Origin of the sequence: Devosia sp. FKR38, assembly GCF_005222805.1 — a bacterium.
Taxonomy (GTDB): Bacteria; Pseudomonadota; Alphaproteobacteria; order Rhizobiales; family Devosiaceae; genus Devosia.
Genome location: NZ_STGC01000005.1, coordinates 2,365,000 through 2,377,555, shown reverse-complemented (window position 1 = coordinate 2,377,555; position 12,556 = coordinate 2,365,000). Strand labels below are relative to the sequence as shown.

General features: G+C 65.0%; 10 protein-coding genes. 1 reads left to right on the top strand and 9 read right to left on the bottom strand.

Annotated features, from left to right (window positions below):
• Positions 1-64: 64 nt before the first annotated feature.
• Together E8M79_RS16490 and E8M79_RS16485 are read right to left on the bottom strand one after the other, a co-directional pair.
• Positions 65-817 carry a transporter substrate-binding domain-containing protein gene (locus E8M79_RS16490; protein ID WP_137152938.1) on the bottom strand — a complete coding sequence of 251 codons (753 nt, stop codon included), beginning with the start codon at positions 815-817 and terminating at the stop codon, positions 65-67.
• Between the two features lie 53 nt (positions 818-870).
• On the bottom strand, positions 871-1,635 hold the full coding sequence (locus tag E8M79_RS16485) for an amino acid ABC transporter ATP-binding protein (RefSeq protein WP_171015903.1): 765 nt from the start codon (positions 1,633-1,635) through the stop codon (positions 871-873).
• Between the two features lie 215 nt (positions 1,636-1,850).
• Here E8M79_RS16485 and E8M79_RS16480 point away from each other — a divergent pair, with 215 nt between their 5' ends.
• Entirely contained in the window at positions 1,851-2,651 is an 801-nt protein-coding gene (locus E8M79_RS16480) for a YdcF family protein (protein WP_137152937.1), read from the top strand.
• 39 nt (positions 2,652-2,690) lie between these two features.
• Here the strand turns inward: E8M79_RS16480 and E8M79_RS16475 are convergent, their stop codons facing one another.
• From E8M79_RS16475 to E8M79_RS16445, 7 genes are all read right to left on the bottom strand, one after another.
• Positions 2,691-3,128: a hypothetical protein gene (locus tag E8M79_RS16475; RefSeq protein ID WP_137152936.1), complete on the bottom strand. Its 438-nt coding sequence runs from the start codon at positions 3,126-3,128 to the stop codon at positions 2,691-2,693.
• 8 nt (positions 3,129-3,136) lie between these two features.
• On the bottom strand, positions 3,137-3,490 hold the full coding sequence (locus E8M79_RS16470) for a DUF883 family protein (protein WP_137152935.1): 354 nt from the start codon (positions 3,488-3,490) through the stop codon (positions 3,137-3,139).
• Positions 3,491-3,673: 183 nt separating this feature from the next.
• A complete protein-coding gene (locus tag E8M79_RS16465; protein ID WP_137152934.1) occupies positions 3,674-3,826 on the bottom strand; it encodes a DUF3309 family protein in 153 nt (50 codons plus the stop codon).
• A 332-nt stretch (positions 3,827-4,158) separates the two neighbouring features.
• Entirely contained in the window at positions 4,159-5,037 is an 879-nt protein-coding gene (locus tag E8M79_RS16460) for a transglutaminase family protein (RefSeq protein ID WP_137152933.1), read from the bottom strand.
• A gap of 5 nt (positions 5,038-5,042) precedes the next feature.
• Complete coding sequence (locus tag E8M79_RS16455) at positions 5,043-7,451, bottom strand: circularly permuted type 2 ATP-grasp protein (protein ID WP_137152932.1); 2,409 nt, start codon at positions 7,449-7,451, stop codon at positions 5,043-5,045.
• Positions 7,452-7,454: 3 nt separating this feature from the next.
• Entirely contained in the window at positions 7,455-10,805 is a 3,351-nt protein-coding gene (locus tag E8M79_RS16450) for a transglutaminase family protein (RefSeq protein ID WP_137152931.1), read from the bottom strand.
• 160 nt (positions 10,806-10,965) lie between these two features.
• Positions 10,966-12,552 carry an FGGY-family carbohydrate kinase gene (locus tag E8M79_RS16445; RefSeq protein ID WP_171015902.1) on the bottom strand — a complete coding sequence of 529 codons (1,587 nt, stop codon included), beginning with the start codon at positions 12,550-12,552 and terminating at the stop codon, positions 10,966-10,968.
• Positions 12,553-12,556: the final 4 nt, after the last annotated feature.

Genomic DNA, 12,556 nt, shown 5'->3' with positions numbered 1-12,556 from the left:
GTCTCGCGCTTGGCGCGCCCACCCCTCGCCCGCCAGGGGAAAGGGGTGAGCGCACATGTTGGACCTATTCAGCGAAATAGGGGCCGCGGCCGTCGAACCACTTGGCGATCAGGCCGTCGAGCGTGCCGTCCTTCTTGAGGGCGGTCAGGGCGTCGTCGAACTTGGTCTTGAGTTCGGCTTCGTCCTTGCGCAGGCCGGCACCGACGCCGTTGCCGATCATCACGTCGTCGCCGACGAACTCAAAGGCACCGCCCGATGCGGACACCACGGGCTCAAGATAGGCGCCATCGGCGAGGATGGTGTCGAGATTGCCAGCGCCCAGATCGGCCATGGCCTGATCGGCGGTGCCGAAGGAAACGACGGTGTTCTTGCCGGCAAGATTGGCTTCGGCATAGGCGGCCTGAATGGTGCCGCCCTGGACGCCGACGCGCTTGCCCTCGAGGGTGGCAATGTCGATGCCCGCGCCAGACGGGGCGATGAAGCGCGACGGATCGGGCGGGAAGTAGTTCTGCGTGAAGTCGATGGTCTCAAGGCGCTCGTCGGTGATCGACATGCCGGCCATGATCACGTCGTAGTTGCCGGCGAGCAGGTTGGGGATGATGGAATCCCAGTCATTGGTGATCACTTCGCAGGTGATCTCGGCCTTGGCGCAGATGGCGGCAGCCAGGTCGATCTCGAAGCCGGCCGGCTTGCCGGCGTCATCCAGAAAGTTCCAGGGGGCATAAGCGCCCTCGGTGGCGATCCGCACCGTTTCCTGGGCCTGGGTGGCCGTGCCCAGCGCCATCAGCGCTACGGCGGTGAGAAGGAATTTTTTCATCGATATCTCCTTTGGTCGGTCTTGGGTCGCCGGCGGGCCAGCGACGGGTCGGCTTATTGGTGGTTGGCGGCGTTGAGGAATTGTCGGAGGCGCGGCGACTGGGTGTTGCCGAATACGGCCTCCGGCGAGCCTTCTTCCTCGATCATGCCCTGGTGCAGGAAGATGACGCGATCGGACACGGAGCGGGCAAACTCCATGTCATGGGTGACCAGCACCATGGTGCGGCCTTCGTCGGCGAGCACCTTGATGACGCGCAGCACTTCCACTTCCAGCTCGGGATCGAGCGCAGATGTGGGCTCATCAAACAGCATGACGCGGGGATTGATGCAAAGCGCCCTGGCAATGGCGGCGCGCTGCTGCTGGCCGCCGGAGAGCTGGGCCGGATAGGCGTCGGCTTTTTCGCGGATGCCCACCTTGCCCAGCATGGCCAGCGCTTCCTGCTCGACCTCGGGCCGGGCGCGGCGCTGCACCACCAGGGGCGCCTCCATGACATTCTCCAGAATGGTCATGTGGGCCCACAGGTTGAAGCTCTGGAACACCATGCCCAGCTCGGAGCGGATGCGGCGAATCTGGTTTTCATCGGCGATCTGGCGCCCTGACGTCGTACCACGCAGGCGAATCTCTTCGCCATCAATGCTGACCGTGCCGCTGTCGGGCACCTCGAGCATATTGATGCAGCGCAGCAGGGTCGACTTGCCCGAACCCGATGAACCGATGAGCGAAACCACCTCACCCTCGCGGGCGGAAAAGGATATGCCCTTGAGAACCTCGAGGGCTCCGAAGGACTTATGCAGGTCGCGCACGGCGACGACTGGCATGTGCTGTTCACCTGAGGCCGCCGCGATCGCCATGCTCACCCAGACCTGCTCGGGGCAGGCACCTTCCTGTTTGGTGGTTGCCTTTTTTTGAGGCTGGCAACCGTCACCGCCTGCAACAAAAGCAGAAGCCGGTGAGATAGCAAGCACAATTCGTCATGGTCAGCGGCAGCCGGACGCGCTATCGGCTCGGGAACCACCAAGAGGGATGTCTGGATATGTTCTTCGTGCTGTCGAAAATCTTCTGGCTGCTGGTGCAGCCGCTGAGCCTGATCTTTCTGCTCGGGCTGGCTGGCGCCGTGCTGGTCGCGTGGCGGCGGGTGTGTGCCGGGCTGGCGATAGGCGGGCTGGGGTTGGTACTGCTGGGCGCCAGCAGCTTTACGACGCTTGGGTTCCTTTTGATCAATCCGCTGGAAGAGCGCTTTGCGCGCCCGGCGGAAATGCCGGGCGATGTCTCGACCATCATCATGCTGGGCGGCGCCACAGTGGGCCGGGTGAGCGCGGTGCGCGGGATCACCGAACTCAATGATGCCGGCGACCGGCTGATGGAGACGCTGCGATTGGCGCGACTTTATCCCCAGGCCAAAGTGCTGATCAGTGGCGGCTCTGGGGCGCTAGAGGGCGAGGTCTTGCCCGAGGCGGAGATTGCGGCACGGCTGTTTGTCGACATGGGCCTGGGGCGTGACCGGCTGCTTCTGGAAGACCAGTCGCGCAATACCGACGAGAATGCCGAGCTGACGCGGGACATGCTGGGATCGGTGGACGGGACAGTGCTGCTGGTGACCTCGGCATTCCACATGCCGCGGTCCATGGGGTTGTTCCGCAAGGCAGGGCTCAATGTCATTGCTTGGCCGACCGATTATCGCAATACGGGAGAGGAGGGGATCGGCTTTGACATCGTCAATCCGGTGCTCAACTTTGTCACCACGGGCGTGGCCATCAAGGAATGGATCGGGCTGGCTGCCTATGCGGCGAGCGGGCGGATCGACAGCGTGCTGCCGGGGCCGGAGGCGCCGTAGGATAAGGACCGGGGCCGCTCCTTGGCGGCCCCGATGAGTTTACTCGTCGTCTTTCTCGCCGCTGTTGCTGGCCACCAGCAGCGCGGCAATGGCCGCGGCTGGTATGCCCAGCGTGCGGAACCAGGGCGACTTGAGCAAGACGGGCAGCGCGGTGATGGCGGCCGTGGTGAGGAAGGCTCCGGTCTGGCTGGACCGGCGCCGCTCGACGGCTTCGCGCTGACGCTTGGCCTCGCCGATGCGGGTGCCGAGATAGACCGCCAGGGTCAGCAGCAGGAAGCTGCCGCCCAGGATCAGCGCTGCAATCAGCGGCCCCAGCTGTTCGGACAGGGCGATATAACCAGCAATGATCAGGAAGATTGCCCCGATCAGGCCCAGCAGGGCCATCACCACGCCGGCGATGATCTTGCGCTTGACCTGCTCGGAGATGGTCTCAAGCTCGAAGCCGAGCAGGCCTGCCAGCGCGGTCAACAGATACATGGGACCTGTTACCGCGACAGCAGGGCCAGGATGAAGCCGATGCCGACCGCCGCTGCCACGGCGGTCAACGGCTTTTCCCGGATAGTGTCCTTGATCTGCTTTTCCACAACGCTGGCCTGATCCTGCACATCATCGATAACATGCTGGCTCTGGCGCTGGATGTGGCGCAATTCGGTCTTGGCGACGTCACGGGCCTCGGTGACCTTCTCGCCGGTGAGCTTGGAGAGCGTCGCGGCGATGGACTTGAGATCATTCTGCAGCTGGCTGATCTGGTCTTCCAGCTGTTCTTCACGCGCCTTGGCGGAGGCACGGCTGGCGGCGGCCTTGCGGCGGCTCGGGGCGAGGTCGGAAGTGGTTGCCATTTGAGGCTCCTGTTGGATGTTGTTGCCTGCGGTCCATGGGGCCGAGGGGTTTTCGTCAAGAGATTGTCGTCATGGGCACAGGGTGCAGTTTGCACCCTGGCCGGCTCCGGCGCCACCGTTTTTCAGTGCGACATCAACGACATGGGTGCTTGCGGGGTGTCTGCCGCGTAGCGGCGCGGAGGGTCAGAGGCGACCGGTGAGCGCCAGAACCAGGACGACGACCAGGATGACGCCGACGATGCCGGACGGAAAGTAGCCAAAGCTGCGCGAATAGCCCCAGCTCGGCAGTGCGCCGATCAGCAGCAGGATCAGAATGATAATGAGAATTGTGCTCATTGGATTGCTCCGGACAATGAAGTTGTGACGGCGAGGCTTAAAGTATTGCTGCCATAATAGCGGCGGCCGTGGCCAAAATGAGGAGAGCAAAGCCAAAGGCGGTCAGTAGCTGGCCAAAGTGTGTCTCGCCGGACCGGCTGACCCAGATATTGGGGAGCCAAGAGATACGGTCGGGCGACTTAAAGGTGGTTGCGGCCATACATTCCCCCCTGAGGAAATAGAGTGCCGCAAGCGGAACGCACCCGTTCAATGCTGGTGATGCAACAAGCATCACACAGGACTAACGGCGGGGGCGGTCGCAGAGTTTCAGAGGCCTGAACCGAGAGTCTGCGTTACTCGACGCGGAGGACGTCCACCGACTGTTTGGTCTCGTGCGAGCCGTGAGTCTTGAGGACACCGACGATGGGGGAGATGTCGGAATAGTCGCGGCCGTGGCCAATGGAGATATGATCTGCCCCGGCGACCATGGCATTGGTGGGGTCGAACTCGACCCAACCCAGATGCTGGCCGCACCAGGCGCGCACCCAGGCGTGCATGGCATCGGCGCCTTCGAGGCGCGGCTTGCCGGGCGGCGGATTGGTGCGCAGAAAGCCCGAGACATAGCCGGCCGGAATGCCAAGGCCGCGCAGGCCGGCAATCATGACATGGGCAAAGTCCTGGCAGACACCCTTGCGCAGGGCAAAGACCGTCGACGGCAGGGTTTGCACGTCCGTGGCCTTGGGGTCGTAGGCAAAGTCGCGGTGGATGGCCAGGCAGAGCGCGTTGGCGGCGGAGAAGACCGATGCGGCGTCGGCCGTGGCCGAGGCGGCATAGCGGCTGATGGCCGGATCGAGCGGGACGCGGGGCGAACTGGCCAGAAAATGATGCGGACTGTTCGGCTCGACCGACCAGTAGCGGGCGATGGCCTGGTGCAGTTCGGGCAGGGTAGGCGAGAGATCGGCCGGCCGCACGATGTCCTCGACCTGGACGCGGGCGGTCAGGCGGATCTCGAGGCTGTCGTGCGGATCCAGGAAGGTGACCGTGGTGGCCAGATTGCCGAAGAAATCGGTGAAGCTGCTCTCGCGCTGCGGGCGCGGCTCAAAGCTCAAACTGGAGGCGACGACCCGCTGCACGCCGGGCACGGAAATCGGCGAGACACGCACCAGATGGCGCCCGCCATGCACGGTGGCCTTGTAGTCATAGTTAAGGCTGAGGCGGACATCGTAGAGCATGGTGGTCACACGAAATAGGCCGCAGCCACGAGGCTGGACAAGATGCCGATATCGGCCGCGAGCCGGTCGAGCCGTTCGGGCGTCATGTCGGCGGGCTCGACAATGCGCAGGTCGGTATGGAGCCGCAGGGCCGCCTTGCCGGCCTGAGACAGCTGGCCATCCTCGATGCCGCCGGGCAGCTTGGCGATCTGAGCGCGCAGCTCAGTGAGCTGGAACAGCACCGAGCGCGGATTGAGTGGATCGAGCACCAGAAGGTCGATCGCGCTCTGGGAGCCGGCGGCCACCGAATAGCGGCGCCGATGCGTCATCACGCTGTCGCCGATCTCGAGCAGCATTTCGACCGAGCCGTCCGGCGCTTCGGGACGGGTCATCCAAGCGGTGGTGCGGGCCATCTGCACGGCGCGTTCGAGGCGGCGGCCGAGTTCAAGGAAGCGCCAGCCGGCAAAGCGATACATGTTCTCATGTACCAGTCCGGAGAAGCCGGCGAGCTTGCGCAGCAGAACGGTCATGGCCCGGGTGGAGTCGTCGCCGGGCTGGACGCGCTTGGCGAAGCGCAGGGCGGTTTTCTGCAGATCGTTCAGGGCGAGCCAGCCATCGGGGGAGAAGCGGTCGCGGATCTGTCCGGCGCTGCGCACGGCGCTGTCGATGGCGGCCAAGAGGCCGGTCGGCATGCCTTCGGCGGCGTCGACATCGATGGTCTCAAGAAAGGCCGCACAATGCAGCAGCAGCGGCATTTGTGGTCGCGACAGCTCGGCGAGGCGGGCATTATAGGCGCGCAGAATGCGCACGGTGGCCTCGCAACGCTCGGCATAGCGGCCCAGCCAGATCAGATTGTCAGCGGCGCGACTGGGCAGGCTGCCAGGCGAGTTGCGGACCAGCTTCTGCCCGTCCTGGGGCAGCAGGGAGATGCGTTCGACCGGGCTTGAGGACATGACCCAGACGTCGGCCGCCTGGCCGCCGCGCTGCATGGCGATGGCGGAGGCATCGGCGCCCGAGCCGACGCGGGCAAAGCCGCCCGGCATGATGGTCCAGCCGTCGCTTGTGCGGGCCGCGTAGACGCGCAGGCTGATGGGGCGCGGCTGCAGCTGCCCATCGACATAGACCGGCGCGGTGGAGAGCTGCACGCGCTCCTGGCCGACGAAATTGACGCCGTCGGCCAGAATGCGCTCGCGCAGGGCCTGCTTGTCGGTGGCGCTATAGTCCGAGCCCAGGCGGGTGTTCTGCTGATCTTCAAAGGGCAGGTTGGTGGCGAAGGCCGGCCCGATCATCATGCTGTCGAGATGGTCGAGCACATGGCGCTGCTCGCCCGGCTGTCCGCACCACCAGGTGGCGATCTCGGGCAACAGCAGGTCGTCGCCGAGCAGCTTGCGGGCAATGCGCGGCAGGAAGGCTGCCAGGGCGCGGGTTTCGAGCAGGCCGGTACCCAGGGCGTTGATCATCGAGATCGAGCCATGGCGCAGGGCATCGACCATGCCGGGCGTGCCGATGCGGCTGTCGTAGCGCAGTTCGAGCGGATCGACAAAGGAGGCATCCATGCGGCGCCAGAGCGCGCTGATCTGCTTGAGGCCCGAGACCGTGCGGACCATGACCTTGCCGTCCTCGACGACCAGGTCCTCGCCTTCGAGCAGCATCAGGCCGAGGTAGCGGGCGATATAGGCGTGTTCGAAATAGGTTTCGTTGAGCTGGCCCGGGGTGAGAATGCCGACCCGGCCGCCGTCGCGCTTGGCGTCGTCAAACAATGTATCGCGGAAGCCGCGGAAAAAGCCGGCCAGCCGCTGCACATTCATGTCTGAATAGATGTCGCTGAGGGCGCGGGTAGTGGCGACCCGGTTTTCCAGCGCGAAGCCGGCGCCGGATGGCGCCTGGGTGCGATCGCCCAGGACCCACCATGAGCCATCGGGGCCGCGGCCCAGCTCGAAAGCGCAGAAATGCAGGAAATGGCCACTGGTGGGGCGGACGCCAACCAGCGGGCGCAGGAATTCGCTGTTGCGGGCCACCAGTTCAGGCGGCAGCAGGCCCTGCTGCACCAGGGTGTTGTCGCCATATATGTCGGCGACGACGGTTTCGAGCAGTTCGGCACGCTGGATCAGGCCGGCGCTGATGCGGGCCCAGTCGGCTTCCGAGATCAGCAGCGGCACATGGGCCAGCGGCCAGTCGCGCTCCTTGCTCTCGGTGCCATCATAGGTGCGATAGAACACGCCGGCATCGCGCAGATACTGGTCAGCCCGCTCGAAGCGGGCGGCCAGTTCGGTGGGGCCAAGCGTGTCGAAGGCGGCCATCAGCTTGGCCCAGCCCGGGCGCAGCGCGCCCTGAGCATCGATCATCTCGTCGGGAACGCCAGGCAGCAGGCGGTAGCCTGCCACAATGCTGGGTCCGGCCGGTGGCTTGCCGCGCTTTTGATTCCGCATTTCCATGGCCTACCAGAAGCGCGGCGGCCGACGCAGGTCAAGGGTCAGCGGGAATTCGTCCGCCGGCTTTTCCGTCCGCAGATCATAGCCGCCGGCGGTGTAGTTGTGCGGAACGAAGCGGGCGAGGCGCCGCGCCTCGGCCTCATTGCCATTGACCGGGAAGGTCTCGTAATTGCGGCCGCCGGGATGGGCGACGTGATAGACGCAGCCGCCCACCGGGCGCTGGGTCCAGCGATCATAGATGTCAAAGACCAGCGGCGTATTGACCGGCAGGGCCGGGTGCATGCCCGAGGCGGGTTGCCAGGCCTTGTAGCGGACGCCGGCAATGGCCGTGCCAGCCTGATCGGTGGTGCGCAGGGGCACGTTGCGCTGGTTGCAGGTGACCGCGTAGCGCTCGGGGTTAATGCCGTCGAGCTTGACCTGGAGGCGTTCGACGGAGCTGTCGACGAAACGCACGGTGCCGCCGATGGCGCCCTGTTCGCCCATCACATGCCAGGGTTCGAGCGCCTGGCGCAGTTCGAGGCGGACGCCGTCATATTCGACCTCGCCGCAGAAGGGGAAGCGGAACTCGAGCTGGGCAGAGAACCAGGCGGGATCGACGGAAAAGCCATGCCGTTCGAGATCAGCGATGACGTCGAGGAAATCCTGCCAGACATAGTGGGGCAGCATGAAGCGATCATGCAGGGTGGTGCCCCAGCGGGTGAAGTTGCCGTCCAGCGGATCGGTCCAGTAGCGGGCGATCAGGGCGCGGACCAGCACCTGCTGGGCCAGCGACATGCGGGCATTGGGCGGCATTTCAAAGCCGCGGAATTCGACCAGACCCAGCCGGCCGGTGGGGCCATCGGGCGAGAACAGCTTGTCGATGCAGATCTCGGAGCGATGGGTATTGCCGGTGACGTCGACCAAAAGGTTGCGGAACAGGCGATCGACCAGCCAGGGCAGTGGGGCCGGCTGGCCCGACTGCGGATGGGGCACCTGGGCCATGGCGATTTCAAGTTCGTAGAGGCTGTCATGCCGGGCTTCATCAAAGCGCGGCGCCTGGCTGGTGGGGCCGATGAACAGGCCCGAGAACAGATAGGACATGGACGGATGGCGCTGCCAATGCAGCACCAGCGACTTGAGCAGGTCCGGCCGGCGCAGGAAGGGGCTGTCGTGCGGCGTGGCGCCGCCGACAACGACGTGGTTGCCACCGCCGGTGCCAGTGTGGCGCCCGTCGATCATGAACTTGTCGGCGCCCAGGCGCGACAGCCGGGCTTCCTCATAGATGGCGGTGGTGGTGGCCACGCAATCATCCCAGCTCGATGCGGGATGGATATTGACCTCGATGACACCCGGATCGGGCGCCACGCGGATGACGTTGAGACGCGGATCGTGCGGCGGGGCATAGCCCTCGACATGGACAGGCTGGCCGACCGCTTTGGCTGCGGCTTCGACAGCGGCCATCAGCTCGAGATAATCCTCCAGCCGCTCGACCGGCGGCAGGAAGACGCAGAGGCGGTGACCGCGGATCTCGGCGGTCACGGCAGTGCGCACCACGCCTTCGATCTCGCTGATGGTCTGCTCGGTGCGGTCCTGCTGTTCGCTGGAGGCGGTGAAGGACGAGGTGGTCTGTGCGCGCGGATCGGTTTCGAGGCCGGTCTGCCGGCGGGCAAGCAGTTCCACCGGATCGGGCAGGGGACCGCGCGGCGCGCCGGGGTCCTGCTGGACGACATGGGGATAGTCGACCGGCTTGATGTGGCGCAGCGAACTCAGCGGCAGGCGATAACCGGCCGGGCTGTCGCCGGGCGCGAGGAAGAGCTTGCCGCGCCGGGTCTTCCACACTTCGGTGAGCCAGGGGCTGGAGGCCGCAGCATTCCAGCGCTGCACGGGCAGCACATAGCCGGTCGGCCTGGTCAGGCCGCGCTCGAAAACCTTGGCAATGCGCGAGCGCGCTTCGGGGTCGGCCAGCTCGGAATTGGCGGGATCGACATTGTCAGGCAGCTTGGCTTCCTTGAGCAGCCATTCGCCCGGGTCCTCATAGGCCTCGGCGATGGTGTCGCCGGTGAGCCCCAGATTGGTGGCGAAGGCCTTGAGGAAGCGGCGGGCGTCCTCGTGCGTTGCGGTGGTCTTGACGCCTTCGCGGGCGATGAGCTTGTCGTCCGACCAGATCGGCTGGCCGTCCAGCCGCCAATAGAGCGAGAAGGTCCAGCGCGGCAGGGTCTCGCCGGGATACCACTTGCCCTGGCCATAATGCAGCATGCCATTGGGCGCAAAGCGGGTGCGCAGGCGGCGGATGAGGTCATCGGCCAGGGTGCGCTTGGTGGGTCCGACAGCGCCGGTATTCCACTCGTCGGCTTCGAAATCATCGATGGAGACAAACGTCGGCTCGCCACCCATGGTGAGGCGCACATCATTGTCGGCCAGCACCTTGTCGACCTGGTGACCCAGGGCATCGAGCCTGTCCCAACTGGCGTCCGAGAAGGGCTTGGTGATGCGTGGGTGCTCGGCGACGCGATCGACGCGCATTTCGAAGTTGAAATCAACTTCGGCGAAGGAGGCAAAGCCAGAAATGGGGGCGGCGTTGCGATAATGCGGGGTCGCGGCCAGGGGCACATGGCTTTCGCCGGTCAAAAGGCCCGAGGTGGGGTCGAGCCCCACCCAGCCGGCGCCGGGCAGATAGACCTCGCACCAGGCGTGCAGATCGGTGAAATCATGATCGGTGCCGGCCGGGCCATCGAGCGAGACCAGATCGGGCTTGAGCTGGATGAGATAGCCGGAGACGAAGCGGGCGGCAAAGCCGAGATGGCGCAGGGTCTGCACCAGCAGCCAGCTGGAATCGCGGCAGCTGCCGCGGCCATTGGCCAGGGTTTCGTCGGGCGCCCAGACGCCTGGCTCCATGCGCACGACATAGTCGAGGCGGCGCTGAATGGAGGCATTGATGGCGGTGACGAAGTTCACCGTGTTCATCGGCGTCTTGTCGATGCCATCAAGGAACTGCTGCATCTGCGGGCCGATGGGCTCGGGCTGCATATAGATCGAGAGATCGGGCCGGATGTCGTCGGGATATTGGAACGGGAAGGTCTCGGCGCTCTCCTCGACGAAGAAATCGAAGGGATTGTAGACCGTCATGTCGGCGACCAGATCGACTTCGATCTTGAGCTCGGTCACCGGCTCGGGAAACACGAAGCGGGTCAGAAAATTGCCGTAGGGGTCCTGCTGCACATTGACGAAATGCAGGGCCGGAGAAACCTTGAGCGAATGGCTCAGCACCTTGGTCTTGGAGTGCGGCGCCGGCTGCAGCCGAATGATCTGAGGCTGCAAATAGACCGGACGGTCATATTTGTAGTGCGTAAGGTGATAGACGGCGGCTTTGATCGACATGCGTTCGCATTGCTCGTTTCAGGCCACGAAATTTGGCTTCCCGAGCATCAGCTTAAACAGAGTTGTGCGCCACCGCCAGCGCGCATCACGCAAATCAGACCATCGTGCCGATGATCCCAGAACATCTCGTCGATGGTCTCAGACCATCGCATCGATGACCTCAGACCATGGCGTCTATGGTTTGACGCTGCCGCAGCATCTCAAGGAAAATGGCATAGTCCTTGTCATATTGCGCCCGCGTGGCCTGATCCGGCGCGCGGGAGCGGCCGCCCTGCTGCATGGCGACACAGGCGCCATCGAGGCTGGGATAGAGGCCGGCGGCGGTGGCCGCGACCATGGCCATGCCCAGAAGGGTCGCATCCTGGGCGGCCGATTCCACCACGGTGCATCCGGTGGCATCGGCATAGAGCTCCATCAGCACGGCATTTTTGGTGTGGCCGCCGGTGATGTGCAGTGTGTCGATGGCATAGCCGCGGGTGTTGAGGGTTTCCAGGATGTGGCGGACACCCAGGGCGATGGCGACGCAGGTGCGCCAATAGAGGCGGCAGAGCGAGTCAAAATCGCTGTCCAGCGTCAGGCCCGAGATCACGCCCAGCGCAAAGGGGTCGCCGAGTGGCGAACGGTTGCCGTGGAAATCGGGCAGCACATGCAGGCGATTGGCGAGAGCCAGGCCTTCGCGCTCGCGCAGCTCCATGATGCGGCGCGCAATGGCGCGGTGCTTTTCGGCGGTGGGTTCGCCGCCGGCGCTGTGCAGGCGAATGAGATGGTCGAGCAAAGCGCCGGTGGCGGATTGGCCGCCTTCGTTGAGCCAGACGCCGGGCAGGACGGCGCCGAAATAGGGGCCCCAGACGCCGGGGGTGGGACGGTCTTCGGCCGAGAGGGCCATGACACAGCTTGAGGTGCCGGCGATCAGCGCCAGATGGCGGTCGATGGTCGCGACATCATGGGTGAAGGCGCCTAGCACGCCCAGCGCACCGGCATGGGCATCGATGAGGCCGGCGCCGACGCGGCAGGCGGTGGTGAGCCCCAGGTCGGCCGCGGCGGCCGGCGTCAGGCTGCCGATATAGTCACCGATCGGAGTGGCCGTCTCGGGCAGGGCGGCCTTGGCCAGCAGGTCCTCAAGACCGACGGTGGCGAGGAAATCGGCCTGCCAGGCGGGGGACTGGTGGGCCAGATAGGTCCATTTGCAGGTGAGCGTCGACTGCGAACGGGCGAGCGAGCTGGTGGCCTTCCAGGAGAGAAAGTCGGCCAGATCGAACATCATGGCGGCCCTGTCCCAGCTGTGTGGCAGGTGGCGCTTGAGCCACATCAGCTTGGGCACTTCCATTTCCGGCGACATGACGCCGCCCGCATATTGCAGCACGTGATGGCCGGTGCGGTTGCATTCGTCGGCCTGGCTGAGGGCGCGGTGATCGAGCCAGACAATGGTGTCCCAACGGTCATCGCCCGTGGTGGAGACGCTGACCGGCTGGCCATGGACATCGCGGACGACGAGCGAGCAGGTGGCGTCAAAGCCCAGGCCCACCACCTGTTCGGGGCGGGCGCCGGCAATGGCCATGGCATCGCGCACAGCCGTGCAGACGGCGCGCCAGATCTGTTCGCTATTGTGCTCGGCGTGGTTGGCATCGGGCCGATGCATATCGATCAGATGCTCGGCCCGGCCCAGGAGAATGCCCTGGGCTGTGAGCACTCCGGCCCGGGCACTTGCCGTCCCCACATCCACTGCAACCAGGAGGGTTGTCGTCAAACCT

Coding starts and splice junctions, on each gene's coding strand:
- E8M79_RS16490 (WP_137152938.1), bottom strand. CDS start 817: ATGAAAAAATTCCTTCTCACCGCCGTAGCGCTGATGGCGCTGGGCACG.
- E8M79_RS16485 (WP_171015903.1), bottom strand. CDS start 1,635: ATGCCAGTCGTCGCCGTGCGCGACCTGCATAAGTCCTTCGGAGCCCTC.
- E8M79_RS16480 (WP_137152937.1), top strand. CDS start 1,851: ATGTTCTTCGTGCTGTCGAAAATCTTCTGGCTGCTGGTGCAGCCGCTG.
- E8M79_RS16475 (WP_137152936.1), bottom strand. CDS start 3,128: ATGTATCTGTTGACCGCGCTGGCAGGCCTGCTCGGCTTCGAGCTTGAG.
- E8M79_RS16470 (WP_137152935.1), bottom strand. CDS start 3,490: ATGGCAACCACTTCCGACCTCGCCCCGAGCCGCCGCAAGGCCGCCGCC.
- E8M79_RS16465 (WP_137152934.1), bottom strand. CDS start 3,826: ATGAGCACAATTCTCATTATCATTCTGATCCTGCTGCTGATCGGCGCA.
- E8M79_RS16460 (WP_137152933.1), bottom strand. CDS start 5,037: ATGCTCTACGATGTCCGCCTCAGCCTTAACTATGACTACAAGGCCACC.
- E8M79_RS16455 (WP_137152932.1), bottom strand. CDS start 7,451: ATGGAAATGCGGAATCAAAAGCGCGGCAAGCCACCGGCCGGACCCAGC.
- E8M79_RS16450 (WP_137152931.1), bottom strand. CDS start 10,805: ATGTCGATCAAAGCCGCCGTCTATCACCTTACGCACTACAAATATGAC.